This window comes from Pseudomonas spirodelae (assembly GCF_034653255.1).
GTDB lineage: Bacteria > Pseudomonadota > Gammaproteobacteria > Pseudomonadales > Pseudomonadaceae > Aquipseudomonas > Aquipseudomonas spirodelae.
Genome location: NZ_JAYEET010000055.1, coordinates 100,952 through 126,471, shown reverse-complemented (window position 1 = coordinate 126,471; position 25,520 = coordinate 100,952). Strand labels below are relative to the sequence as shown.

Sequence of the window (25,520 nt, the reverse complement as noted above, 5' to 3'; positions counted from 1 at the left end):
TCATGCCGTAAAAATACGCCCGCAGCGCCTAGCGCCGAACCGGGCGCTTCTGCAGTTTGCGTTGCAAGGTGCGCCGGTGCATGCCCAGAGCGCGGGCCGTGGCGGAGATATTGCCTTCATGTTCGCTGAGCACGCGCTGGATATGCTCCCACTGCAGGCGGTCCACCGACATGGGATTTTCCGGCACCAGGGTGTCCAGATCGGCATGCTGGGTGAGCAGCGCAGCCAGTACGTCATCGGCATCGGCAGGCTTGCACAGGTAGTTGCAGGCGCCGCGCTTGATTGCCTCCACCGCAGTAGCGATGCTCGAATAGCCGGTGAGAATCACCACGCGCATCTCGGCATCCAGCTCCAGCAGCTTGGGCAGCAGCACCAGGCCGGAGTCGCCTTCCATTTTCAGGTCGACCACCGCGTAATCCGGCAAATCCTGCTCGGCCATTGCCAGGCCTTCTTCGGCCGAGCCGGCGGTGGAAACCCGCAGGCCACGACGGCTCATGGCGCGCGCCATCACGCGGGTGAAGGTGGGGTCATCATCAACCAACAGCAGGTGCGGTTGTTCTTCACCTTCGAACAGCACTTCATCGCTCATTCGGGTATTTCCTTAGCTTCGGCCATAGGCGCGCGGCAACTTCAGCTCGGTGAGCGTGCCGCCTTCTTCGTGGTTATACAGTTTAACCGTACCGCCGGCACGGGTGACGCTGGCCTGACTAAGGAACAAACCCAAACCGAAGCCCTTGCCTTTCGTGGTAAAGAACGGCCGCCCCAGCTGCTCGGCAATCGCCAGCGGCACGCCGGCACCGAAGTCGCGGATACTCAGGCGCAGCCACTGGTGATCCCAGTCCAGGCGGATATCCAATTTGTCCGGGCAGGCATCGGCGGCGTTGTTCAGCAAATTGAGCAACGCCTGGGTCAAGTCGGCCGGCGGCATCATCTTCGGTGGCGTGCCACGACCCAGACATTGATAGCGATAGCTGGCTTCTGGGCGCATCAGGTGCCAACGGTTGAGGGTGGTTTCCAACCACTCCACCGAGGACAACTCGACCACCGCCTGACGCCGATCCGCCTCAGCGGCGCGCACCAGCTGCTGCAGGGTTTCCTTGCACAGCTTGACCTGCTCCTGCAGCACGGCGAGGTCTTCTTGCAGCATCGGTTCTTGATGTTCGCGGCGCAGCTCTTTAATCAGCACGCTCATGGTCGCCAATGGTGTGCCCAGCTCGTGCGCCGCACCGGCGGCCTGGGTGGCCACCGCCAGTAACTGCTGATCACGCAGGCCTTCCTCACGACGATCAGCGCGCAGTTCTTCCTGCTGACGCAGCTCTTCGGCCATCTTCGCCACAAAAAAGGTGATCAACCCGGCGGCCAAGGCAAAGCTCAGCCACATGCCGTAGATCAGCAAGCTTTCCCGTGGGCCTGTCGGCAACGCCAGCGGGTGCGACCACACCAGCAGAAAGGTGTAACCGCCCAGCGCCAGGCCAGACAAGGTAATGGTGTAGAGCCAGGGCAAGGTGGCCGCGGCGATAGTCAGCGGCACAAGGTAATAGGAGACAAAAGGGTTGGTCGAGCCACCGGAGTAGTACAGCAACACGCTGTGGATAATCAGGTCGCAAGCCAGTTGCGCGGCGTATTCCTGCTCAGTCACCGGCCACGGCCCGCGCAGACGCAACGCCGTGAGCAGACACAGCACCAGAGAGACGCCCAGAGTGACGCTCAGCTCCAGCCAGGGCAGCGGTAATGCGCCAGATTTGTAAGCCAGTCCCACGGAACCCGCCTGCGCCGCCAGCACTAGAATGCGGATCAGGGTCAGGCGCCAGAGGTTTTGCCGGCTCGCCGACAGTAGCTGCACAGGTGCGAGCATAGAATCTCCAAGATGCTCATTCAGCGAGCCGCGAAAGTATAACCAAGCCGCTACCCGCCCAACTGCGGCAACGCGCCGCAGCACATGCACGCGCGAGCAGCTGTTTCAGCGAGCGCGAGCTAGGGCCACTTCTAACGCAGTACCGCCTACGCGCAGCAGATCTTAGGCAGACTCTAAAAAGTGGAACCTGGCTTAACCCGCCTAGTCAGATAGCTACGTCTACCCTCTGGAAAGCTGCGCATAGCCCATGCGCCCATCATTTAAAGGAATCGTCATGCTGCCGTTATCCCGCATCGCCACCGCCTTTCTGCTAAGCGCCGCCACCTTACTGAGTACCACCGCCATGGCCGAAGACGCACGTTATAACCAGGTCGCGCTGCGCGCCGAGGTTAATCAGGAAATCGCCCACGACCTGATGCACGTCACCCTCTACACGGAAGCCCAAGACAGCGACCCAGCCGCCCTTGCCGCACAGATCAGCAAGACCCTGAATGCCAGCATCGCTCAGGCGCGCAAGGTCAAAGGCGTCAGCGTCGCCTCGGGCAGCCGCAACAGTTATCCGATTTATTCTGAAAACAAGGGCGATGATAAGGGCCAGAAAATCACTGCCTGGCGCGAACGCGCCGAACTGCGCCTGGAAAGTGCGGACTTCAGCACTCTGTCCACACTCACCGGAGAAATGCTGCAAACCCTGAAGATGGGGGGGATGAATTTCAGCATTGCCGACGACACCCGCAAAACCCGCGAAGATGCGCTGCTCAAAGATGCCGTCGCAGCGTTTAAAGCACGCGCTCAACTGGCCACCAAAGCCCTGGGCGGCAGCGGCTACAAACTGGTCAGCCTGAACCTGAACACGGGCGGTTTCCAACGCCCGATGCCGATGCGCATGGAAATGATGAAAGGCGCCGCCATGATGGATGCCGCGGTTACGCCAGAGATCGAAGCCGGCACCAGCCAGGTGAACATTAATGCCGATGGGGTGATCGAGGTGCAGATGCCCTGACATCTGCTACAAACAGAAGCAGCGCCGTTACCCGACGATAGCGGCGCTTTGCAATGTTTTCAGCCCACACTTATAAAAATGCGACACCCACATAGTGCTGCACCGCCATTCCTGCTCTAACAACCACATGCCGCTTGCCGTCGGCATGTGGCCTGCATAGCTTCACCCAAGGTCTCCACAAGAGCCCCCTCAGGATCACAACCACAATAACCATGAGGTCACTATGCGTAAGAATGCCGTCATCCAGGCTCTACTCGCCGCTGGGCTGATCGCCAGCACCCCGCTTGCCAGCGCTGCCGGCAACCTGGTGTTCTGCTCCGAAGGCAGCCCCGCCGGGTTCGATCCTGGCCTGTACACCACCGGCACCGACTTCGATGCTGCAGCGGAAACCGTGTTCAACCGCCTGAGCCAGTTCGAGCGTGGCGGCACCGCAGTGATCCCCGGCCTGGCCGAGAAGTGGGACATCAGTGAAGACGGCCTGAGCTACACCTTCCACCTGCGCCCGAACGTGAAATTCCATACCACCGAATACTTCACGCCGAGCCGCACCTTCAACGCCGATGACGTGCTATTCACCTTCCAGCGCATGCTCAACACCGACCATCCCTTCCGCAAAGCCTACCCGTCGGAGTTTCCCTACTTCACCGACATGGGCATGGACGCCAATATCGCCAAGATCGAAAAACTCGACGACATGACAGTCCGGTTCAGCCTCAACGAAGTGGACGCCGCCTTTATCCAGAACCTGGCGATGAGTTTTGCTTCGATCCAATCCGCCGAGTACGCCGACCAGCTGCTCAAGGCCGGCAAGGCCGCCGACATCAACCAGAAGCCCATCGGCACCGGCCCTTTCGTGTTCAGCCGTTACCAGAAAGACGCGGTGATTCGCTTCAAGGGCAACAAGGAATACTGGCAGCCGGATGAGGTGAAGATCGACAACCTGATCTTCGCCATCAACACCGACGCCTCAGTGCGCATGCAAAAGCTCAAGGCCGGCGAATGCCAGGTCACCCTATTCCCACGCCCGGCAGATCTGGACGCCCTGAAAAAAGACCCGAACCTGGTCATGCCAGAGCAGGCCGGGTTCAACGTCGGCTATATCGCTTATAACGTCACCCACCCACCGTTCGACAAACTCGAAGTGCGCCAGGCGCTGGACATGGCGGTGAACAAACAAGGGATCATCGACGCGGTTTACCAGAGCGCCGGTCAGCTGGCCGTCAGCGGCATGCCGCCGACCCAGTGGTCGTACAACGACAGCATCAAAGACCCGGCCTACGACCCGGAAAAAGCCAAGGCGCTGCTCAAGGCCGCCGGCGTCAAGGAAGGCACCGAGATCACCCTGTGGGCCATGCCGGTGCAGCGTCCGTATAATCCCAACGCCAAACTAATGGCCGAGATGCTGCAAAGCGACTGGGCCAAAGTGGGCATCAAGGCCAAGATCGTCACCTACGAATGGGGCGAATACCTCAAACGCGCCAAGGCCGGCGAACACGACGCCATGCTGATCGGCTGGAGCGGCGACAACGGTGACCCGGACAACTGGTTGGGCACCCTGTATGGCTGTGATGCGGTAGACGGCAACAACTTCTCCAAGTGGTGTGATGCCGACTACGACAAGCTGGTGAAAGCCGCCAAGCGCGTGACCGACACCGCCGAGCGCACCGAGCTGTACAAGCAAGCCCAGGTGATCCTCAAACGTGAAGTGCCGATCACACCGATCGCCCACTCCACGGTCTACCAGCCAATGAGCAACAAGGTTGTGGACTTCAGGATCAGCCCGTTTGCGTTGAACTCGTTCTACGGCGTCGGCGTTAAGTAAGTACACGCAACACGTCGGTTGGCGGGCGGTTTAGCCCCTCGCCAACCGAGCACCACCTGTAAATACCGCATAACAGCGCCCAGCCATTGCAGCCAGGCGCGCACTGGAGCACCCATTCGCATGCTGTCTTTTATTGCCCGACGTTTGGGGCTGCTGATCCCCACCTTTTTCGGCGTCACCCTGCTGACCTTCGCGCTGATCCGCATGATTCCCGGCGACCCGGTGGAAGTGATGATGGGTGAGCGCCGCGTCGACCCGGTGCTGCACGCCGAGGCCATGGAACGCTTGGGCCTGAACAAACCGCTGTATGCCCAGTATTTCGACTACATCGGCCAACTGGCCCAGGGTGATCTGGGCGAATCGCTGCGCACCCGCACCAGTGTCTGGGATGAATTCACCACACTGTTCCCCGCCACCGTGGAGCTGGCCCTGGCCGCCCTGTTATTTGCCGGCACCCTGGGCCTGATCGCCGGGGTGATCGCCGCCCTCAAGCGCGGCTCATTATTTGACCACGGAGTGATGGGCATTTCGCTCGCCGGCTACTCCATGCCGATTTTCTGGTGGGGCCTGCTGTTGATCATGTTTTTCTCGGTCTGGCTGGGCTGGACGCCAGTATCCGGGCGCATCGACCTGCTGTACGACATCCCGCCGGTCACCGGCTTTATGCTGATCGATACCCTGTTGGCCGATGAACCCGGTGCCTTTGCCGATGCCCTGCACCACCTGATTCTGCCGGCCATTGTGCTCGGCACCATCCCGCTCGCGGTGATCGCCCGCATGACCCGCTCGGCGATGCTCGAAGTGCTGCGCGAGGACTATGTGCGCACGGCCCGCGCCAAGGGCCTATCGCCAGCCCGCGTGGTGTTTGTCCATGGCCTGCGTAACGCACTGATCCCAGTGCTAACGGTCTTCGGCCTGCAAGTCGGCGCATTGCTGGCCGGCGCGGTGCTGACCGAAACCATTTTCTCCTGGCCGGGCATCGGCAAATGGCTGATCGAATCGATCGGCGCGCGCGATTATCCAGTGGTGCAGAACGGCATTCTGCTGATCGCTTGCCTGGTGATCTTGGTCAACTTCGTGGTGGACATCCTTTATGGATTGGCCAACCCACGCATTCGCCATCAGCGCTAAGAACCTACCCATGGCCTGCTACGCGTCGGCGATACCGCGTCAAAACCAGCTTCGGAATGCTCATGTGCAACAGCACACTCCGCTTCCTCAGCCGCTTTTTCCTTGTCTCGCGCTAGCTCGCGAGGCCATGTACAGGTTCTACGGAGCCCACTATGACAACTGAAACCCTAAGCACCACTCTCGACCAGAGCCTGCTCTACCCCTCGCCACTCAAAGAGTTCTGGCAAGCCTTTGCCCACAACAAAGGCGCGGTCGCCGGCCTGCTGTTTATGATTTTGCTGGTGATCTGCGCGCTGTTTGCGCCGTGGATCGCCCCGCACGACCCCAGCGAGCAATACCGCGACTTTATGTTGACCCCGCCGGCCTGGCTGGAGGGCGGTCAAGTGCAATTCCTACTGGGCACCGATGAAGTCGGCCGCGACCTGCTCTCGCGGCTAATCCATGGTGCGCGGCTGTCGTTGCTGATTGGTCTGGCCTCGGTGCTGATGTCGCTGATCCCCGGCATTCTCATGGGCCTGGTTGCTGGCTTCTTTCCGCGACTGCTTGGCCCGTCGATCATGCGCCTGATGGACATCATGCTGGCCCTGCCATCCTTGCTGCTGGCGGTGGCCATCGTCGCCATCCTCGGCCCGGGGCTGATCAATACCATCTTCGCCATCGCCATCGTCTCGCTGCCTTCCTACGTCCGCCTGACCCGCGCCGCAGTGATGGGCGAGCTGAACCGCGATTACGTCACCGCCTCGCGCCTGGCCGGTGCCAGCCTGCCGCGGCTGATGTTTATCACCGTGCTGCCCAACTGCATGGCACCGCTGATTGTGCAGGCCACCCTGAGTTTCTCTTCGGCCATTCTCGATGCCGCAGCCCTGGGCTTTCTCGGCCTCGGCGTACAACCGCCAACGCCTGAGTGGGGCACCATGCTGGCCTCAGCGCGCGACTACATCGAACGCGCCTGGTGGGTGGTCAGCCTGCCCGGCTTGACCATTCTGCTCAGCGTGCTGGCAATCAATCTGATGGGCGACGGGCTGCGTGATGCACTCGACCCTAAGCTGAAAAATGCGCAGTGAGGAGACGAGCATGAGCCACCCTGCAGAACATTTCGTAGGATGGGTAGAGCACAGCGACACCCATCATCGCCGCTCGACCAACAGCATGGGTATCGCACGACTCAACCCATCCTACCGGCGTCCGAATGCACGCCCGGAGACCGCCGCATGAGCTTACTGGATATCAAGAACCTGTCCGTGCGCTTCGGCGGCGCTGGCGCGGCACCCGTAGTCGACGGCCTCGACCTGAGCGTGGCCAAGGGTGAAGTGCTGGCGATTGTCGGTGAATCCGGTTCGGGTAAATCAGTGACCATGCTGGCGCTGATGGGCCTGGTTGACGCGCCCGGCATCGTCACGGCAGACAGCCTGCAATTCGATGGCACCGACATGCTGCGCCTCAAAGGACGGCAGCGACGGCATATCGTCGGCAAAGACCTATCGATGGTTTTCCAGGACCCCATGACCGCCCTCAACCCCAGTTTTACCGTGGGTTATCAGATCGAGGAAGTGCTGCGTCAGCACCTACACCTCAAAGGCCAGGCCGCTCGCCAGCGCGCGCTGCAACTGCTCGACCGGGTGGAAATCCCCGCCGCCGCCAGCCGCCTGAATGCTTACCCGCATCAACTCTCCGGCGGTATGAGCCAACGCGTGGCGATTGCCATGGCGATTGCCGCCGAACCGAAACTGCTGATTGCCGACGAGCCGACCACGGCGCTGGATGTGACCATCCAAGCGCAGATCATGGAGCTGCTGGTCGGGCTGCAACGCGAACAGGACATGGGCCTGATCCTGATCACCCATGACCTCGCCGTAGTAGCCGAAACCGCACAACGGGTCTGCGTGATGTATGCCGGGCAAGCGGTGGAAATCGGCAGCGTGCCGCAGCTGTTCGATACCCCGACGCACCCCTATACCGAAGCGCTGCTCAAGGCGATTCCTGAGCACAGCCAGGGCCAGCGCCGCCTGACCACCCTGCCCGGCATTGTCCCTGGCCGCTATGACCGGCCAACCGGCTGCCTGCTGTCACCGCGCTGCCCTTATGCCGAACCTCGCTGTCACGACCAGCGGCCAAGCCTGGATACGCATGCACGCGGCGCGGCGCGCTGCTTCTACCCGCTCAACCTGACTGCGGAGGTGGCCTGATGAGCGCCGTTCTGACTGCTCGCGACCTCACCCGCCACTACGACATTTCCCGCGGGTTGTTCCAGCCCAACGCCCAGGTGCAGGCGCTCAACGGCGTGTCCTTTGAACTGCAAGCGGGCAAAACTCTGGCGGTGGTCGGCGAGTCTGGCTGCGGCAAATCCACCCTGGCCCGCGCCCTGACGCTGATCGAGAAGCCTAGCTCCGGCTCGCTGCAAATCGCCGGGCAGGAAGTGACCGGTGCCAATAAAGCGCAGCGCAAGCAACTGCGCCGCGATGTACAGATGGTCTTTCAAAACCCCTACGCCTCGCTCAACCCGCGGCAGAAGGTCGGCGACCAGCTCGGCGAACCACTGTTGATCAACACTCAGCTGTCGCGGCTGGAACGGCGCGAGCGGGTGCAGGCAATGATGCAGCAGGTCGGCCTGCGCCCTGAGCATTACCAGCGCTACCCGCATATGTTCTCCGGCGGCCAGCGCCAGCGGATCGCCCTGGCCCGCGCGATGATGCTGCAACCCAAGGTGCTGGTGGCGGATGAACCGACCTCGGCGCTGGACGTGTCGATCCAGGCCCAGGTGCTTAACCTGTTTATGGACCTGCAGGAGCAGTTCAACACCGGCTACGTGTTTATCTCGCACAACCTCTCGGTGGTGCGCCACGTTGCCGACGATGTATTGGTGATGTACCTCGGCCGCACGGTGGAGATGGGCCCCAGTGAGCAGATTTACAATCGCCCGCTGCACCCATACACCCAGGCGCTGCTGTCGGCGACGCCGACCATTCACCCGAACCCGAGCAAACCGAAGATCAAGATCAGCGGCGAGCTGCCCAACCCGCTGTCACCGCCCAGCGGTTGCGCTTTTCATCAGCGCTGCCCGCACGCCAATGAGCGCTGCCAGGTTGAACAGCCCGCCCTGCGCCTGCTGGATGCACGGCAGGTGGCTTGCCACCATGCGGAGTTGATCAACAGTTAGGCTGCAAACCGGGGCTTATTTCTGCTCAGCGGGGCCCCGATAAAACAGCCGATAAGCCAACACGCCAACGGCCTCGTTAAGCAGCAGGCCGTTCTGCCATACCGCCTTACCTTCCGGCAGCCAGCCACCGGCTGGGCGTCCATTGGGCGTACCGAGAAAGCCCATGGGCGCGCTGACCACCTGCAAACCAGCCTGTTCGAAGCTCCAGCGTGACCTGGGCATATGCCAGGCCTGAGTCACCAGCACCACACGATGAATACCAGCGGCTTTGAGTAGCTCGGCGCTGTGGGTCGCATTCTCCCAAGTCGTGCGACTCAGGCCTTCCTGCCAACGCACCGGCAGCGCGTAATCACGCGCCAGCACCTCAGCCATCAAGGCCGCCTCACTGGGCGGCGCGCCATAGTGCAGGCCGCCTGTGGTCAACAGCGGCAACCCCGACGCCTTGGCCAGACGCGCAGCGAAACGCACGCGCTCCAGCGCCAGCAGGCTGGGTTGATCCGCGCCCCAGCCAGGGTCAGCCAGCTCACGCCCGCCGCCCAACACCACAACCACCTCTGCGTGCCGAGCCAAATCAGCCCATTGCGGCTCATTCAAGGCCAGCTCGGTTTCCAGCATTCGCGCCGAATACTCGACCACCACCGGCAGGCTGAACAGCCACATGCCGCCTAAGCCGAGCACCAAACAGCCGGCCGCCAAGCGCGGAAAGCGGCGACGTAGCCACCAAGCGGCCAGCAGCAACAGTAGGAAAAGGCCTGGCGGCAGAAAAAACTGTTTGAGGATGTAGCGAATCGGCATCGAGCACCTCCAAGGGTGCGCGCAGCCTAGCGAGGATTACGCACGCGAAACAACTGCGAACCGCAGGTCTTGCACGCCAGCACCGCATGGCCTGACTGCCAGCCCGTTACGTCACCACACAAGGCGCAGCAGAGTTGCATACGATGATTGCGCAGCGGCTTGACCTGACTGGGCAACACGGCTGCGGTTTTATGCCCACCTCGGGCTAACTTGCGGGTGTTCTGAAACTGCTCGATCTGGGTCATTTCTTGAGCCGCGGCGTGCCAGCCACGCAGCCAGTCCAGATCACGCTCAAGGTAAGCGCGAATCAGCTCCATCTCTGCAGCGGTCAAACCACGCAGTTCTAAATCAAGCAGCGGGTGCGTGGACAGCGCACTCAAATTGTCGGCTTCATCCAATGCAACAGCGAGGCGCTGTAACAGCCGCTCGTAGGGCCCACCAGTCGGTGCGCTGCGCCTTAACTCTGCCATTTATCACCTCACGCGGGCAGCGTTGCGCCCGATACTTCAAGCTTAGCGGCCACCCCTTAACCAGCGGCCCCTGGCGACAAACGGCGAAACCCCAACCAAGGCCAACAGGCCACTGATTAATCAGGGTTTCCCTGAGTAAGCGGGGCTCATGTATGCTACGGCGTTTCCCGCAAGCCCTCATTCCAAGCGCCGGTAGCCATGCAAGAACAGTATTCGCCCCGTGAAATCGAAGCCGCCGCGCAGTCCCATTGGGATGCGCAGAATTCCTTTGTAGTGAGTGAACAACCAGGCAAGGAGACTTTCTATTGCCTGTCGATGTTCCCCTACCCGAGCGGCAAACTGCACATGGGCCATGTGCGCAACTACACCATTGGTGACGTGATCGCCCGCTATCAGCGTATGCAGGGCAAGAATGTGCTGCAGCCGATGGGCTGGGACGCCTTTGGTATGCCGGCGGAAAACGCCGCGATGAAGAACAAAGTCGCCCCGGCCAAGTGGACCTACGAAAACATCGAGTACATGAAGACCCAGCTCAAGAGCCTGGGTCTGGCCGTGGACTGGACCCGTGAAGTCACCACCTGCAAGCCGGATTACTACCGCTGGGAGCAGTGGCTGTTCACGCGCCTGTTCGAAAAAGGCGTGATCTACCGCAAGAACGGCAGCGTTAACTGGGACCCGGTCGACCAGACCGTTCTGGCCAACGAGCAGGTTATCGACGGCCGTGGCTGGCGTTCCGGCGCGCTGATCGAGAAGCGCGAAATCCCCATGTACTACTTCAAGATCACCGCTTACGCGGAAGAACTCTTGAGCAGTCTGGACGAACTGGATGGCTGGCCGGAACAGGTCAAGACCATGCAGCGCAACTGGATCGGCAAAAGCTTCGGCGCCGATGTAGTGTTTGATTACGACCTCGCCAGCGTCGGCATCGACGGCCAGCTGAAGGTCTACACCACCCGCCCCGACACCTTGATGGGCGCGACTTACGTCGCCGTGGCAGCCGAGCATCCGCTGGCCCAGCGCGCCGCCGAGAGCAATGCGGCGATCGCCGCGTTTATCGCAGAATGCAAAGGCGGCTCCGTGGCCGAGGCCGACATGGCCACCATGGAGAAGAAGGGCGTGGCCACCGGCCAGTTCGTCATCCATCCGCTGAGCGGCGACAAGCTGCCGGTGTTTGTCGCCAACTACGTGTTGTGGGGCTACGGCGAAGGCGCAGTGATGGCCGTGCCGGCACACGATGAGCGCGACTTCGAGTTCGCCAACAAGTACAGCCTACCGGTTACCCAGGTGTATACCGGCGAAGGCAAGGACTACGACGCCAGCCTTTGGCAAGACTGGTACGGCGAGAAAACCGGGCTGACCACCATCAACTCGGGCAAGTACGACAACCTCGATTTCAGCGCGGCGTTTGATGCCATCGTTGCGGATCTGGAAGCCAATGAGCATGGCGCGCGCAAGACCCAGTTCCGCCTGCGTGACTGGGGCATCAGCCGCCAGCGTTACTGGGGCTGCCCGATCCCGATCATCCACTGCGAAACCTGTGGTGACGTACCGGTGCCGGAAGACCAGTTGCCGGTTGTACTGCCAGAAGACGTCGTGCCGGATGGCGCCGGCAGCCCGCTGGCGCGCATGCCCGAGTTCTACGAATGCAGCTGCCCGAAATGCGGCGCAGCGGCCAAACGCGAAACCGACACCATGGACACCTTTGTTGAATCGTCCTGGTACTACGCCCGTTACGCCTCGCCGCATTACACCGGCGGTATGGTCGACCCGGCCGCAGCCAACCATTGGCTGCCGGTTGATCAGTACATCGGCGGCATCGAACACGCGATTTTGCACCTGCTGTATGCGCGCTTCTTCCACAAGCTGATGCGCGACGAAGGTCTTGTAAGCTCCAATGAGCCGTTCAAAAACCTGCTGACCCAGGGCATGGTGGTGGCAGACACCTACTACCGCACCCTGGATAACGGCGGCAAAGACTGGTTCAACCCAGCCGATGTCGAGCTGGAACGTGACAGCAAAGCCAAGGTCATTAGCGCCAAATTGAAGTCCGACGGCCTGCCGGTGGAAATCGGTGGCACCGAGAAGATGTCCAAGTCGAAGAACAACGGCGTCGACCCACAGTCGATGATCGACCAGTTCGGCGCCGACACCTGCCGCCTGTTTATGATGTTCGCCTCGCCGCCCGATATGAGCTGCGAATGGTCTGACGCCGGCGTTGAAGGCGCTAACCGCTTCCTGCGCCGCGTCTGGCGCCTGGCGCAGAACCACGTGAACCAAGGCGCTGCAGAGGCACTCGACCTCAGCAGCCTGACGGACGAGCAGAAGGCCGTGCGCCGCGCCATTCACCTGGCGATCAAGCAGTCGAGCATCGACATTGGCCAGCACCACAAATTCAACACAGCCATTGCCCAGGTAATGACGCTGATGAACGTGCTGGAAAAAGCCTCGCAAGCCACTAGCCAAGACCGCGCCCTGCTGCAGGAAGGCCTGGAAACTGTGGCGCTACTGCTGGCCCCCATTACCCCGCACATCAGCCACCAGCTGTGGCAGGAACTGGGCCGCGATGGCGTGATGATTGATACGCCATGGCCGCAGGTGGACGAGTCCGCCTTGGTGCAGGACACCCTGACCCTGGTTATCCAGGTCAACGGTAAGCTGCGCGGGCAGATCGAAGTGTCCGCCAGCGCCAGCCGCGAAGATGTCGAGGCCAGCGCCCGCAGCAATGAGAGCGTACTGCGCTTCACCGAAGGCCTGACTATTCGCAAGGTCATCGTGGTGCCGGGCAAACTGGTCAACATCGTAGCCAACTGATTAAGCTCGGCGCGACCGCACAGCGGCGCGCCGCACGACACGCCAAGGGGATAAAAGATGATCAAACGGAATCTGTTGGTAATTGGCCTGGCTACCCTGCTGAGCGCTTGCGGCTTTCAGCTGCGCGGCACCGGTGACGTGCAGTTCGCCCTGAAGGAACTCGACGTCAGCGCGCGCAACGCCTACGGCGAAACCGTCAATCAGGTGCGCGAAGTGCTGCAGAACAATGACGTGCGTGTTTACCCGGGCGCGCCATACCGCCTGGTCTTGAGCAACGAACAGGAAAACCGCCGCGCAGCCAGCTTTACCAGCTCTGCCCGTACGGCCGAATATGAGCTGAACAAAACCCTGGAATACGAGATCCGTGGCAGCAAAAACCTGCTGCTGCTGAGCGACAAAGTGGAAGCGCAGAGCTTCTACACCCAGGACAGCAACAACCTGATCGGCGCGGATCAGGAAGCCGCGCAAGTTCGCCAGGAAATGAACCGCGAACTGATCCAGCTACTGGTCCTGCGCCTGCAACAGATCAGCCCGCAACAGCTGGACCAACTGCAGCAAACCGCAGAAGCCAAGCTCAAGGCTGAAGCTGACGCCCTGGAAGCCGCCCGCCAACAGCAAGCGGCGCAGCCCCAGCAGTCGCCGATTCAACTGCCAATGTCTGCTCAGTAAGCTTGCCGGGCCGCGCAAGCGGCCCCGCTTCGCACCGCGATGAAACTCAACCCCGCACAACTCGGCAAACACCTGCAGGGCACCCTGAGCCCGGTATACGTGATCAGTGGTGACGAGCCATTGCTCTGCCAGGAAGCCGCCGACGCCATTCGCGCCGCCACTCGCCAGCAGGGCTTTAGTGAGCGCCAGGTGTTTAACGCCGACAACAACTTTGACTGGGGCAACCTGCTGCAAGCCGGCGCCAGCCTGTCCTTGTTCGCGGAAAAACGCCTGCTGGAGCTGCGCATTGCCACCGGCAAGCCCAGCGACAAGGGCACCGCGTTACTCGAATACCTGGCACGCCCCGCCGAAGACACCGTCCTGCTAATCAGCCTGCCGAAACTCGACGGCAACGCGCAGAAGAGCAAATGGGGCAAGGCGCTGATCGACGGGCAAAACGTCCAGTTTATGCAGATCTGGCCGGTCGATGCCCACCAATTGCCACAATGGATTCGCCAACGCCTGGCGCAATCCGGCCTAAGTGCCAGCGCTGAAGCGGTCGACATGATTGCCATCCGCGTCGAAGGCAACCTGCTCGCGGCCGCCCAGGAAATCGAAAAACTCAAACTACTGGCCGAAGGCACGCAGATTGACGTCGACACCGTGCAGGCTGCGGTCGCGGACAGTGCACGCTTTGATGTATTCGGCCTGATCGATGCAGCCCTCAATGGCGAAGCCGCCCACGCTCTGCGCATGCTCGAAGGGCTGCGCGGCGAAGGCGTCGAACCACCGGTGATTCTCTGGGCGCTGGCCCGGGAAATCCGCCTACTGGCCACCCTCGCGCAACAACATGCCCAGGGCATGCCGCTGGATAAAGCGTTCAGCTCAGCCCGCCCACCGGTCTGGGATAAACGCCGGCCACTGGTCAGCAAAGCCCTGCAACGCCTATCCGCCTCACGCTGGGCAGCCCTATTAGAGGATGCCCAGCAGATCGACGCGCAAATCAAAGGCCAGGCCATGGGCGACCCTTGGAGCGGCCTCAGCCTGCTGACCCTGAGCCTGTGCGGGCAGCGCTTGCGGCTACTCGGCTAACAGACAGGCGCTGGACTTTTTGCAGCGTGCGGACCATGCTTCGCGCGCCGGCACACGGCAAGCCATCGCCAGAGGACGCGTCATGAGCAAGAAAACCAAGCACAGCCCGAACAAGGCCAAATCCCTGATTGCCCAGCCGCTGTTTCGCAGCCGTCAGGAAAAGCCCAGCAAAGGTAAAGGTAGCTACCGCCGCGAAGCCTCCCAGCAAAACTGGGAGGCTTCATACCTTCTGGTCGCCTGAAACGCCCGCCTCAGCCCGCATCCCCTCTCAATCATGCTAAGGTGACGGCCTGCAAAATGTGCCGAGACCATCATGCCTTACCTGCTTCTTCGGGGCTTGTCCCATAGCGTCAGCGCCTTCCTCCTGCTGCTCCTGACTGCCTGCGCCGAAACGCCTGCGCAGCCGCTTGCCATCGTTCAGAGCGCGGCTCCCGCCAGCCCAGCTGTCAGTGCTCCTAAACCGCTCATCAGCTTCGAAGAATGGCGCATGCTCCTGCGTAGCGATGCCATCGCCGCTGGCATCGACGCTGAACTGTTCGACCGCACCTTTGCCGGCATCACCCTTGATCCACGCGTGGTGACCTCTGATAGCAGCCAGCCGGAGTTTACTCGGCCGGTATGGGAATACATCGATGGCGCGGTTTCCGTCTCGCGCGTCGCCCAAGGCCGCCTGCTCAAAGCGCAGCATCGGCCAACGCTGAAAGCCATTCGCAGCGCCTATGCCGTAGACCATGAAGTGCTCATCGCAATCTGGGGCATGGAAAGCAATTTCGGCAGCAATATCGGCAGCCATAACGTCATCCGCTCCCTTGCCACCCTGGCCTACGACGGCCGCCGCCAAGTATTTTGGCGCAGCCAATTGCTCGCCGCCTTGCAAATCATCCAGGCCGGCGACGCCCCCGCGCAGGGCTTGATCGGCTCTTGGGCAGGCGCCATGGGCCAGACGCAATTTATGCCGACCACCTTTAATCAACATGCCGTGGACTTTGACGGCGACGGCCGGCGTGACCTGTGGAGTTCAGCACCCGACGCCCTGGCCTCTGCCGCGCACTACCTGCAAGCATCGGGCTGGGAAAACGGCCAACCCTGGGGCTTCGAAGTGGACCTGCCGCAGGGCTTTGATTACGCCCTGGCCGACCCGGAAGTACGTCGCAGCCTGACTCAATGGCGTGAGCTGGGGGTTAAACCAACCCGCGCCATCGATGCCGATGACACAAGCCTGGCCACGTTATTCCTGCCAGCAGGCCACCGCGGTCCGGCCTTCCTGCTGCTGAACAACTTCCGCAGCATTCTGCGCTACAACAACTCCGCCGCCTACGCCCTGGCCATCGGCTTGCTCAGCGATGCCCTGGATGGCAACCCTGGCGTACAGGCCGTCTGGCCTCGTAACGATCGCCAATTGGGCCGCAGTGAGCGCATCGAACTGCAGGAACTGCTCGCCAGCAAAGGCTATGAGCCAGGCCCCGCAGACGGCATTATTGGGGCCAATACCCGCAAGGCAGTTCGCGCGTTCCAGCAAAGCCTGGGACAGCCTGCCGACGGCTACCCCAGCCACCAACTGCTCGAGCAGCTTAGATAACCAACCAAGCACCCTCACGCTGCCACCAAGGCCCCATTGCCAGGTGGCAACAGCTTGAACCACAGCGCGCCCTGCTGACTGCGCGGTCAGCTCTTATGGTAGACTGCGCGGCGGCGAAAAGCCGCCTCGTCCCCCGGAGCCTCTAGCGGAGCCCAATTGCCGATGTCCGATACCTCCCCGCCAAAAACCGTTGCCAGCGGCGAAAAATTTCGCACCACTCAAGGCATCACTGCGATCAAGGACGGGCAGAAGCGCCGCGCCTCAAGCGAACCTCAGGTGTTCGAACCCAAGCCCAAGTGGCTGCGGGTCAAGGCACCCGGCGGCAGCCGCTTCGAAGCCGTCAAACGCAACGTCAGCGAACACCGCCTGAGCACCGTGTGCCAGGAATCCCACTGCCCCAATATGGGTGAATGCTGGTCCAACGGTACCGCCACCATCATGCTGATGGGCTCGGTATGCACGCGCGCCTGCCGCTTCTGTGCGGTGGATACCGGCAACCCTAACGGCTGGCTGGACCTGGAAGAACCGCAGAACACCGCCAAGTCGGTCGAGCTGATGGCGCTGCGCTATATCGTGCTGACGTCGGTGGATCGTGACGACCTGGATGACGGCGGCGCGGCGCACTATGCCGCCAGCGTGCGGGCGATCAAAGAACGCACACCACACGTGGTGGTGGAAGCGCTAACGCCCGACTTCGATGGCGATCTACAAGCCATTGAGCGCGTGGTGGATTCTGGCCTTGAGGTGTTCGCACAGAATGTCGAGACGGTCAAACGCTTGACCCATGCTGTGCGCGACCCGCGCGCGGGCTACGAGAAGACCTTGCGCGTGCTTGAACACGCCAAGCGCCATCGGCCCGATGTGCTAACAAAAACCAGCCTGATGCTCGGTCTCGGCGAGACCGACGAAGAAGTCCTGCAAACCATGGACGACTTGCGCGCCATCGGTGTGGACATCCTCACTCTGGGCCAATATCTGCAACCCACGCGCAACCATTTGCCCGTGCAGCGCTGGGTCAGCCCGGAAGCATTCAATGACTTCCGCGAGCTCGGCCTGAAAAAGGGTTTTATGGAAGTTGCCGCCGGCCCACTGGTGCGCTCCAGCTACCGCGCTGACAAGGTGTTCGAGAAGAACAACCTGGGCCTGGCTGCACCGGTACCCGTGCCGGGCCAGCTACTGGACAGCAGCCTGATTCCGACCCTGAATCTGAATTAATCGGGCCATAAAAAACGCCTGACCCTAGATTGACCTGGGTCAGGCGTTTTTTATTCTGCCGCTATCTAATCTGCCGATGACTAGCAGTCGATTACGCCGGGCAGACTTTGCTGCTGCGCATAGTCGAGGTGCTTGCTCAGCTGCTCACGCAGCCGTGCGCTGACCTCAGCAAAGACGACTGGCGACGCGGCCCGATCAGCAAGCTGCGTCATGGCCATGCCGGCATACCCGCACGGATTGATGCGCTGGAAGGGCTGCAGGTCCATGTCCACATTCAACGCCAGGCCATGGAACGAGCGGCCATTACGAATGCGCAAACCCAGGGATGCGATCTTCGCCCCCTCGACATATACCCCAGGGGCATCCGGCTTGGCATTGGCGCTGACGCCGTAGCTGGCCAGCAGGTCAATCAAGCTGCGCTCCATGCGACTGACCAGCTCACGTACACCGACGCCACTGCGGCGCACATCCAGCAGCAGATACGCCACTAACTGGCCAGGCCCGTGATAAGTCACCTGGCCACCGCGATCTACCTGCACCACCGGAATATCACCCGGAAACAGTACATGCTCAGCCTTGCCGGCCTGGCCCTGGGTAAACACCGGCGCATGCTCAAGCAGCCAGATTTCGTCCGGTGTATCCACGCCGCGCGTATCGGTAAAGCGCTGCATGGCGTGCCAGGTCGGCTCGTACTCAACCTGCCCCAGCTCGCGAAAGCCAAGCGGCAGGCTCATCACAGCACCATGTGCACGATACCGGTGGCGCGCAATGCACTGTTGATATCGCGCAACTGGTCTTCACCGGTCGCGATGATATGCAGCTGCACCGTGGTGTACTTGCCATTACTGCTCTGGCGCTCGGCCAGCGTACTGAGATCGACCGTGGCATATTTGCTGAGCACTTCGATCACGGTGTTCTTGTAAGCAGCTCCCGTATCACCAACCACTTTGATCGGGTAGTCAGCGCAGGGGAATTCGATTTTGTGCGACTTAACGTCAGGTTGAGTCATGGCGGTAACGGCCTCGTATGCCGTGGCAATAACAGCGCCCTTGCAGTTCGACAAGGGCGCTAAGGTCACGGTATCAGTTGAATAGCCCGAAGAAGAACAGGCTGATGCTGTCCCACAAACGGCGGAAGAAACTGCCTTCCTCGACGGCCTCCAGGGCAATCAAGTCAGCGCTGTGTACCAGCTCCTCACCCAGTTTGACCTGGACGGTGCCGATCACATCACCCTGAGCAATCGGCGCGGTGAGTTGCGGGTTGATAACCATGCCTGCTTGCAGCTTATCCAGCTGACCTTTTGGCAGGGTCAGGGTGAGGTCATCAGCCAGGCCGGCTTTAACTTGTCGCGTTGCACCTTTCCACACCTGCGCCTGCGCCAGCTCCTGGCCTTTTTTGTAGAAGCTGCGGGTTTCGAAAAAACGGAAACCATAGGTCAGCAGCTTCTGCGTTTCCGCCGCACGTGCCGACTCGCTGTCAGTACCGAACACCGAGGTGATCATGCGCGCGCCGTCACGCACAGCAGAGGCCACCAGGCAGTAGCCCGCCTCGTTGGTGTGACCGGTTTTCAGGCCGTCGACGGTCTTGTCGCGCCACAGCAGCAGGTTACGGTTGCCCTGCTTAATGTTGTTCCAGAGGAACTCCTTCTGCGCATAAATGGCGTAGTGCTGCTGGTCTTCATTGATGATGGCGCGCGCCAAAATCGCCATGTCATGTGCACTGGAGTAATGCTCCGGGTGCGGCAGGCCGGTGGCATTCATAAAGTGGCTGTTGCTCATGCCCAAACGCGCAGCAGCCTCGTTCATCATGTCGGCGAAAGCATCTTCGCTGCCGGCAATGTACTCGGCCAAGGCAATGCTGGCATCGTTGCCGGACTGGATGATCACCCCGTGCAGCAAATCATCCACGGTCGCCTGGCTATTAAGCGGTAGGAACATGGTCGAGCCACCCGATGCCGCACCACCGGTGCGCCAGGCGTGCTCACTGATGGGCACCAGATCCTGCTCGCCAATCTTGCCCTTGCGAATTTCCAGGGTGGCGATGTAAGCCGTCATCAGTTTGGTCAGGCTGGCTGGGGGCAGGCGCTGGTCACCGTTGTTTTCCACCAGCACCTTGCCGCTGGCAGCGTCCAGCAGCACATAGGACTTGGCAGCCAACTGTGGCGCGGAGGGGATGGCTGGCTGATTGGCCCAGACTGTCGGGGCGCCGAACAGACAAAGTAATAGGAAAACGCGTTGCGCAAAGCTGGTGATATTCATCCGTCTCTCTAGATTGCTGATAGTCGAACAGGCCCAGTGGGCATAGGTTACGTCCCCTCAGCCAGCGACTGGCTGGCCGGGGTTGTTTGTTTAGTCCAGCAGAAAAACCATAAGTGCCCCGTCAGTCTGCTTTGACCAAGGCTGGCTCGCCAAGATTAGCCAGGCGCACAGTGTTTTGCAGCTGCTCAGCCTCGCCCTGGTTGCTCACCGGCCCCAGGCGCACGCGGTGCAATATCTGCTGGTTGCGCACCACTGAGCTGACGAACACTGGCGCAGCCACTGTTTCGCTCAGCTTCGAGCGCAGTAGCTCCGCAGCGTCCGGATTGGCGAAAGCGCCCACTTGGAGATACAGGCCAGAGGCTGCGACTGAAGCGTTTTTTTTTGCGTCAATCTGCACGGGAACGACCGCAGCGGCGTGCTGCTGAGGGGGCGGCGAGTACTGCTCGAATGGTTGAGATACAGGCTGCGGCGTAGCTTTAACCTGAGCCACCTGCTGCGGCGCGGCTAGCACCATCGGTACCGGACGCCCCTGTTGAGCCCACCACTCGTGCGGATCAATCCCCTCAACCTTGACCCGCGCAGTACCGCTTTCGGCGTAACCGAGCTTCTTCGCCGCGGCGAAGGACAGATCAATAATCCGATCGGAATAGAAAGGCCCGCGGTCATTGACCCGCAAAATGGCGCTCTTACCGTTTTCTAGGTTGGTCACCCGCACGTAGCTGGGCAGCGGCAAGGTCTTGTGTGCGGCGGTCATGCCGTACAGGTCATAGGTTTCACCGTTAGCGGTGGCCTGGCCGTGAAACTTGGTGCCATACCACGACGCCGGGCCCACGGCCTGATAGCGCCGGGCATCGGGGATCGGGTAGTACTGCTTGCCGAATACCGTGTAAGGGCTGGCTTTAACCGAGCCGTAGTGCGGCATCGGCACCGCATCGGGAATGCGTGAAACGTCGACGTCCCACCAGGGCGCGCCATCCTTGTGCGGCCGGTTGAAATCATCCGGGCCGGAAATCCCCACACCTGGCTGCACCGGTGCTACGGGCTGCGGCGCACGGGTGGAGGAGCAACTGGCCAACAGCAGCGCGAGGCTGGCGTAGGCGGCCAATTTAAAGGGTAAACGCACCATCAATTCTGACCTCGTGCATCAACCAGCAACTCGGCCAGCTGATTGACTGCCATGGCATACATCACACTGCGATTGTAGCGGGTGATCACAAAGAAGTTAGGCAGCCCCATCCAGTACTCGGCGCCCTCGGCACCGTCCAGACGGAAGGCGGTCACGGGCAAGTCGTCGGCCAGCGGATCAGCACTGGTCCAACCCAGCGCCCGCAGCTCAGCGGCATTCTTCACCGGATCAAGACCAACGGTCAGACCCTGCTCGGCCTGCGCGCCCTTGACGGTAGCGGCGCTGACCACCGGCTGACCTGGCTGCCAATGGTGACGCTTGAAGTAGCTGGCGACGCTACCAATGGCATCCACCGGGTTATTCCAGATATTGATATAGCCATCGCCGTCAAAATCCACGGCATAGGCGCGGAAACTGCTCGGCATAAATTGCGGCAGGCCCATGGCCCCGGCGTAGGAGCCGGTCATGCTCAGCGGCTCGACCTGCTCTTCGCGAGTCAGCAGCAGAAACTCGCGCAGCTCCTTGCGGAAGAAAGGCGCGCGCGGCGGGTAATCGAAGGCCAGGGTCGACAGCGCATCCATCACCCGCCAGCTGCCGGTATTGCCGCCGTAGAAGGTTTCCACGCCAATAATGGCCACAATTATCTGTGCCGGCACGCCGTACTCGGCCTCAGCGCGGGCCAAGGTCGCCTCGTGCTGCTTCCAGAACTCAACGCCCTTGCTGATGCGCTTGTCGGTGATAAAAATCGGCCGATAGTCCTTCCACGGTTTAGCCTTTTCCGCTGGCCGCGAAATAGCGTCGAGAATCGCCTGTTTGCGCTCGACCTCGGCAAACAGCCCAACCAACTGCTCGCTGGCAAAACCGTAGTCGCGGGTCATTTCGCCGATGAATTCAGTCACCTGCGGTGACTGCTGATAATCACCGGCCAGCACGGGCTGAACCATCCCACACACCCCGGCCAAGGCCAGCCAAGGTGCAGTACGTACCATCCAACCACGTGCGTTGCGCATTAAATTCATAATCCCAATCAAGCCTGCGTCATCCACTTACGGTGAGTGTGGATCGACATCAAAATCCCAAATCCTGCGAGTAGCGTAATCAACGAAGTGCCGCCATAACTGATAAACGGCAACGGCACCCCAACCACCGGCAACAAACCGCTGACCATACCGATATTGACGAAGACATAAACGAAGAACGTCATGGTCAGCGCACCGGCGAGAAGCTTACCGAACAGCGTCTGCGCTTGCACGGTAATCACCAGGCCGCGCGCGATCAACAGCATGTACACCAGCAGTAACAAACACACGCCTACCAGGCCGAATTCCTCGGCGAGCACCGCAATAATAAAGTCGGTGTGGCTTTCTGGCAGAAAATCCAGGTGCGACTGGGTGCCTTGCAGCCAGCCCTTGCCCAACACACCACCGGAGCCGATAGCGGCCTTGGATTGGATAATGTTCCAGCCGCTGCCCAGCGGATCGCTCTCAGGATTGAGAAAGGTCAGCACGCGCTGCTTCTGATATTCACGCATGACAAACAGCCACATACCGATGGCGATTGGCACCACCGCCGCCACCGCCCCAATCACCCAGCGCCACTGCAGACCGGCGATAAACAGCACAAAGCCGCCAGAGGCGATGATCAGCAGCGAGGTGCCGAGGTCAGGCTGCAGCATGATCAGCACAAACGGCACAATGATCATCGCCAGGCTGATACAGATATGCTTTAGCCGTGGCGGCAGACTGCGGCTGGACAGGTACCAGGCGATAGTTGCCGGCATGATGATTTTCATAAATTCCGAGGGCTGGAAGCGGATCACCCCAGGGATATTGATCCAGCGTGTGGCGCCCATGGCGTTGTGCCCCATGACGTCCACTGCGACCAGCAAAGCGACACCGCCAACATAGGCCAGCGGCACCCAGCGCGCCATAAAGCGCGGTTCGAACTGAGCGATGATGAACATGCCGACCAGACCAATGCCGAAGGAGCTGGCCTGCTTCATTAACATGTCGACGTTCTTGCCACTGGCGGAATACAGAATAAACAGGCTGCCGGTCGCCAGAATCAGCAGCAACACCAACAAAATGCCATCGACGTGCAGGCGCTGCAGCAGAGTGGCGCGGCGGCGCAGCAAGTCATCGGTGGAGAGGTTTCGGTCGAAGCTATTACTCATCGTGCGCTAACCTCAGCCGCCACAGGCGGAGCATATTCGGCTTTCAACTGACCGTTTTCATCCAGCAGCCAGGCATCGATCACCTGCTTAACCACGGGCGCCGCCACACCGGAACCTGACTCACCATTCTCCACCATCACCGATACGGCAATCTGTGGGTTGTCCGCCGGCGCAAAGGCGACGAACAACGCATGGTCACGGTGACGCTCGGCGACCTTGCTGCGGTCATACTTCTCACCTTGCTTGATTGCCACCACCTGCGCCGTGCCGCTCTTACCAGCAATCCGGTAGAGCGCCGCATCGCCAACCTTGCGCGCGGTGCCACGCGGGCCGTGCATCACCTGCTCCATACCGTGGCGGCCGTTATCCCAGAATTTTGGATCACGCAGCACAATATCAGGCAGCGGATTGGGGTCGACGGGGACGCGCCCCTGAATAGTCTTGGCCAGGTGCGGACGAATCCACTTGCCACGCGTGGCCATCAGCGTGGTGGCCTGCGCCAGTTGCAGCGGGGTGGTCTGCATATAACCCTGACCAATACCCAAGATCAGCGTCTCGCCCGGGTACCAGGCCTGGCGATAGCGCACGCGCTTCCACTCACGCGACGGCATCAAGCCAGCGGTTTCTTCAAACATGTCCAACGACACGCGCTGGCCCAGGCCGAAACGGCTCATGTAGTCATGCAGCCGATCGATGCCCATCTTGTGCGCCAGCGAGTAGAAGTAAGTGTCGTTGGAACGCGAAATGGCCAGGTCCATATCCACCCAGCCATCGCCATTCCGGTTCCAGTTACGGTACTTGTGCTGCAAATTGGGTAACTGGTAATAACCCGGGTCGAACACCCGCGTCTGCGGCGTGACCACGCCCGCATCCAGGCCAGACACCGCCACCATGGGTTTGATGGTCGAGCCCGGCGGATAAAGGCCACGCAGTACACGGTTGTACAGCGGCCGATCAATCGAGTCGCGCAAATCGGCATAGGCTTTGAAACCGATGCCCGTCACGAAGGGGTTGGGATCGAAGCTTGGCTGACTGACCATCGCCAGCACCTCACCGGTTTGTGGCTGAATCGCCACAATCGCCCCACGGCGGCCCGCCAGGGCGGCCTCGGCGGCCTCCTGCAAGCGGATATCCAGGCTCAGCACAATGTCCTTGCCGGGGATCGGGTCGGTGCGGTTGAGCACGCGCAGCACCCGGCCACGGGCGTTGGTCTCGACTTCCTCGTAACCCACCTCACCGTGCAACTCGTCTTCATAGAAGCGCTCGATGCCGGTCTTGCCGATATGGTGGGTGCCGCTGTAGGACACCGGGTCGAGCTCTTTCAGTTCTTTCTCGTTAATACGCCCGACATACCCCACCGAATGGGCAAAATGCTCACCCAACGGGTAGTGCCGCACCAGCTGGGCAGAGACCTCAACGCCCGGCAAACGGAACTGGTTGACCGCGATGCGCGCGATTTGCTCTTCACTTAGCTCAAACAGCACCGGGACCGGCTCGAAAGGTCGCCGTCCCTGACGCACGCGCCGCTCGAACAGCGCACGGTCATCGGGCTCCAGTTCCAGCACATCGACAATTGCATCGAGCACCTGAAGCCAATCACCGGCACGCTCGCGGGTCAGGGTCAGGCTGAAACTGGGCCGGTTATCGGCAATGATCACGCCGTTACGGTCATAAATCAGCCCGCGACTCGGCGGAATCGGCTGCACATGGATGCGGTTATTTTCCGCCAGGGTGGTGTGGTACTCGAACTGCACCACTTGCAGGTAATACAGGCGCGCCAGCAACACCGAGGTCAGCAACAAAACCAGCACAGCACCGACCAGCGCCCGCTTGCGGATCAGGCGGCCGTCTTTCTCGTGGTCTTTAAGGCGGATAGGCTGCGGCATCGGTGGCTGCTGATTATGGGTGGAGAATCATTTGTGATACGGATGGCCGGACAACACGGTCCAGGCGCGGTACATCTGCTCGCCAATCAGAATACGCACTAAGGGATGCGGCAGGGTCAGCGGCGACAACGACCAGCGCTGCTCACTGCGCGCCTGTACCTCGGGCGCCAGCCCTTCTGGCCCGCCGACCATCAAGTTGACGGTGCGTGAGTCCAGGCGCCACTTATCCAGCTCGACCGCCAGTTGCTCGGTGCTCCAGGGTCGCCCTTCGACTTCCAGGGTGACAATCCGTTCCCCTGGCTGCACCTTGCTCAGCATGGCCTCGCCTTCCTGACGGATCATCCGCGCCACATCGGCATTTTTGCCGCGGGTGGTCAGCGGAATTTCCACGAGTTCCAGGGACAGCTCGCTAGGCATACGCTTGGCATATTCCTGCCAACCGTCTTCCACCCAGCGCGGCATCCGCGAGCCCACCGCAATCAGCTTGATACGCACAGAG

General features: G+C 61.0%; 24 protein-coding genes. 12 read left to right on the top strand and 12 right to left on the bottom strand.

From position 1 onward, the window contains the following. Window positions 1–28: 28 nt before the first annotated feature. Both SOP97_RS18605 and SOP97_RS18600 read right to left on the bottom strand, forming a co-directional pair. Window positions 29–589 (bottom strand): response regulator transcription factor, encoded by a 561-nt coding sequence (locus SOP97_RS18605; RefSeq protein ID WP_322950426.1) that lies wholly within the window; start codon window positions 587–589, stop codon window positions 29–31. A 12-nt stretch (window positions 590–601) separates the two neighbouring features. Next, the gene (locus tag SOP97_RS18600; protein ID WP_322950425.1) at window positions 602–1,855 is read right to left on the bottom strand and encodes an ATP-binding protein; all 1,254 of its coding nucleotides are present in this window, start codon (window positions 1,853–1,855) and stop codon (window positions 602–604) included. Window positions 1,856–2,129: 274 nt separating this feature from the next. Between SOP97_RS18600 and SOP97_RS18595 the strand changes: the two genes are divergently transcribed. The 6 genes from SOP97_RS18595 (at window position 2,130) to SOP97_RS18570 (ending at window position 8,968) form a co-directional block, all read left to right on the top strand. Further along, window positions 2,130–2,858: an SIMPL domain-containing protein gene (locus SOP97_RS18595; protein ID WP_274086402.1), complete on the top strand. Its 729-nt coding sequence runs from the start codon at window positions 2,130–2,132 to the stop codon at window positions 2,856–2,858. Window positions 2,859–3,081: 223 nt separating this feature from the next. Further along, entirely contained in the window at window positions 3,082–4,680 is a 1,599-nt protein-coding gene (locus SOP97_RS18590) for an ABC transporter substrate-binding protein (RefSeq protein WP_274086403.1), read from the top strand. A gap of 120 nt (window positions 4,681–4,800) precedes the next feature. Next, window positions 4,801–5,811 carry an ABC transporter permease subunit gene (locus SOP97_RS18585; protein WP_274086404.1) on the top strand — a complete coding sequence of 337 codons (1,011 nt, stop codon included), beginning with the start codon at window positions 4,801–4,803 and terminating at the stop codon, window positions 5,809–5,811. A 152-nt stretch (window positions 5,812–5,963) separates the two neighbouring features. Then, on the top strand, window positions 5,964–6,875 hold the full coding sequence (locus SOP97_RS18580) for an ABC transporter permease subunit (RefSeq protein WP_274086405.1): 912 nt from the start codon (window positions 5,964–5,966) through the stop codon (window positions 6,873–6,875). 147 nt (window positions 6,876–7,022) lie between these two features. Continuing rightward, entirely contained in the window at window positions 7,023–7,997 is a 975-nt protein-coding gene (locus SOP97_RS18575) for an ABC transporter ATP-binding protein (RefSeq protein WP_274086407.1), read from the top strand. Next, complete coding sequence (locus SOP97_RS18570; RefSeq protein ID WP_274086408.1) at window positions 7,997–8,968, top strand: peptide ABC transporter ATP-binding protein; 972 nt, start codon at window positions 7,997–7,999, stop codon at window positions 8,966–8,968. The genes SOP97_RS18575 and SOP97_RS18570 overlap by 1 nt, the downstream gene beginning before the upstream one ends. A gap of 15 nt (window positions 8,969–8,983) precedes the next feature. On the opposite strand, the gene SOP97_RS18565 is transcribed toward SOP97_RS18570, so the two are convergent. Both SOP97_RS18565 and SOP97_RS18560 read right to left on the bottom strand, forming a co-directional pair. Further along, the gene (locus tag SOP97_RS18565) at window positions 8,984–9,763 is read right to left on the bottom strand and encodes a YdcF family protein (RefSeq protein ID WP_274086409.1); all 780 of its coding nucleotides are present in this window, start codon (window positions 9,761–9,763) and stop codon (window positions 8,984–8,986) included. A 26-nt stretch (window positions 9,764–9,789) separates the two neighbouring features. After that, complete coding sequence (locus SOP97_RS18560) at window positions 9,790–10,233, bottom strand: hypothetical protein (protein ID WP_274086410.1); 444 nt, start codon at window positions 10,231–10,233, stop codon at window positions 9,790–9,792. A gap of 198 nt (window positions 10,234–10,431) precedes the next feature. Here SOP97_RS18560 and leuS point away from each other — a divergent pair, with 198 nt between their 5' ends. The 6 genes from leuS to lipA all read left to right on the top strand — a co-directional run bounded on the left by leuS (window position 10,432) and on the right by lipA (window position 17,578). Then, window positions 10,432–13,044 (top strand): leucine--tRNA ligase, encoded by a 2,613-nt coding sequence (leuS, locus tag SOP97_RS18555; protein ID WP_274086411.1) that lies wholly within the window; start codon window positions 10,432–10,434, stop codon window positions 13,042–13,044. Window positions 13,045–13,101: 57 nt separating this feature from the next. Further along, complete coding sequence (locus SOP97_RS18550) at window positions 13,102–13,713, top strand: LPS-assembly lipoprotein LptE (RefSeq protein WP_274086412.1); 612 nt, start codon at window positions 13,102–13,104, stop codon at window positions 13,711–13,713. Window positions 13,714–13,752: 39 nt separating this feature from the next. Next, on the top strand, window positions 13,753–14,784 hold the full coding sequence (holA, locus tag SOP97_RS18545) for a DNA polymerase III subunit delta (protein WP_274086413.1): 1,032 nt from the start codon (window positions 13,753–13,755) through the stop codon (window positions 14,782–14,784). A gap of 82 nt (window positions 14,785–14,866) precedes the next feature. Then, window positions 14,867–15,025, top strand: coding sequence for an alternative ribosome rescue factor ArfA (gene arfA, locus SOP97_RS18540; protein WP_274086414.1), 159 nt, complete (start codon window positions 14,867–14,869; stop codon window positions 15,023–15,025). A gap of 72 nt (window positions 15,026–15,097) precedes the next feature. Next, window positions 15,098–16,363, top strand: a complete 1,266-nt coding sequence (locus tag SOP97_RS18535; RefSeq protein WP_274086415.1) for a lytic murein transglycosylase — start codon at window positions 15,098–15,100, stop codon at window positions 16,361–16,363. A 162-nt stretch (window positions 16,364–16,525) separates the two neighbouring features. Next, window positions 16,526–17,578 (top strand): lipoyl synthase, encoded by a 1,053-nt coding sequence (gene lipA, locus SOP97_RS18530; protein WP_274086416.1) that lies wholly within the window; start codon window positions 16,526–16,528, stop codon window positions 17,576–17,578. A gap of 80 nt (window positions 17,579–17,658) precedes the next feature. On the opposite strand, the gene lipB is transcribed toward lipA, so the two are convergent. The 8 genes from lipB to rlmH all read right to left on the bottom strand — a co-directional run bounded on the left by lipB (window position 17,659) and on the right by rlmH (window position 25,516). After that, window positions 17,659–18,312 carry a lipoyl(octanoyl) transferase LipB gene (lipB, locus tag SOP97_RS18525; RefSeq protein ID WP_274086417.1) on the bottom strand — a complete coding sequence of 218 codons (654 nt, stop codon included), beginning with the start codon at window positions 18,310–18,312 and terminating at the stop codon, window positions 17,659–17,661. Next, complete coding sequence (locus SOP97_RS18520) at window positions 18,312–18,587, bottom strand: DUF493 domain-containing protein (protein ID WP_274086418.1); 276 nt, start codon at window positions 18,585–18,587, stop codon at window positions 18,312–18,314. The genes lipB and SOP97_RS18520 overlap by 1 nt, the downstream gene beginning before the upstream one ends. 73 nt (window positions 18,588–18,660) lie before the next feature. Continuing rightward, window positions 18,661–19,836: a D-alanyl-D-alanine carboxypeptidase family protein gene (locus tag SOP97_RS18515; RefSeq protein WP_274086419.1), complete on the bottom strand. Its 1,176-nt coding sequence runs from the start codon at window positions 19,834–19,836 to the stop codon at window positions 18,661–18,663. 121 nt (window positions 19,837–19,957) lie between these two features. After that, window positions 19,958–20,962: a septal ring lytic transglycosylase RlpA family protein gene (locus SOP97_RS18510; RefSeq protein ID WP_274086420.1), complete on the bottom strand. Its 1,005-nt coding sequence runs from the start codon at window positions 20,960–20,962 to the stop codon at window positions 19,958–19,960. Further along, window positions 20,962–21,972: a lytic murein transglycosylase B gene (gene mltB / locus SOP97_RS18505; protein ID WP_274086421.1), complete on the bottom strand. Its 1,011-nt coding sequence runs from the start codon at window positions 21,970–21,972 to the stop codon at window positions 20,962–20,964. The genes SOP97_RS18510 and mltB overlap by 1 nt, the downstream gene beginning before the upstream one ends. 17 nt (window positions 21,973–21,989) lie before the next feature. After that, entirely contained in the window at window positions 21,990–23,093 is a 1,104-nt protein-coding gene (gene rodA, locus SOP97_RS18500; protein WP_274086508.1) for a rod shape-determining protein RodA, read from the bottom strand. Window positions 23,094–23,131: 38 nt separating this feature from the next. Further along, complete coding sequence (mrdA, locus tag SOP97_RS18495; RefSeq protein ID WP_274086422.1) at window positions 23,132–25,021, bottom strand: penicillin-binding protein 2; 1,890 nt, start codon at window positions 25,019–25,021, stop codon at window positions 23,132–23,134. 27 nt (window positions 25,022–25,048) lie between these two features. Next, entirely contained in the window at window positions 25,049–25,516 is a 468-nt protein-coding gene (rlmH, locus tag SOP97_RS18490; RefSeq protein ID WP_274086423.1) for a 23S rRNA (pseudouridine(1915)-N(3))-methyltransferase RlmH, read from the bottom strand. Between the last annotated feature and the right edge of the window lie 4 nt (window positions 25,517–25,520).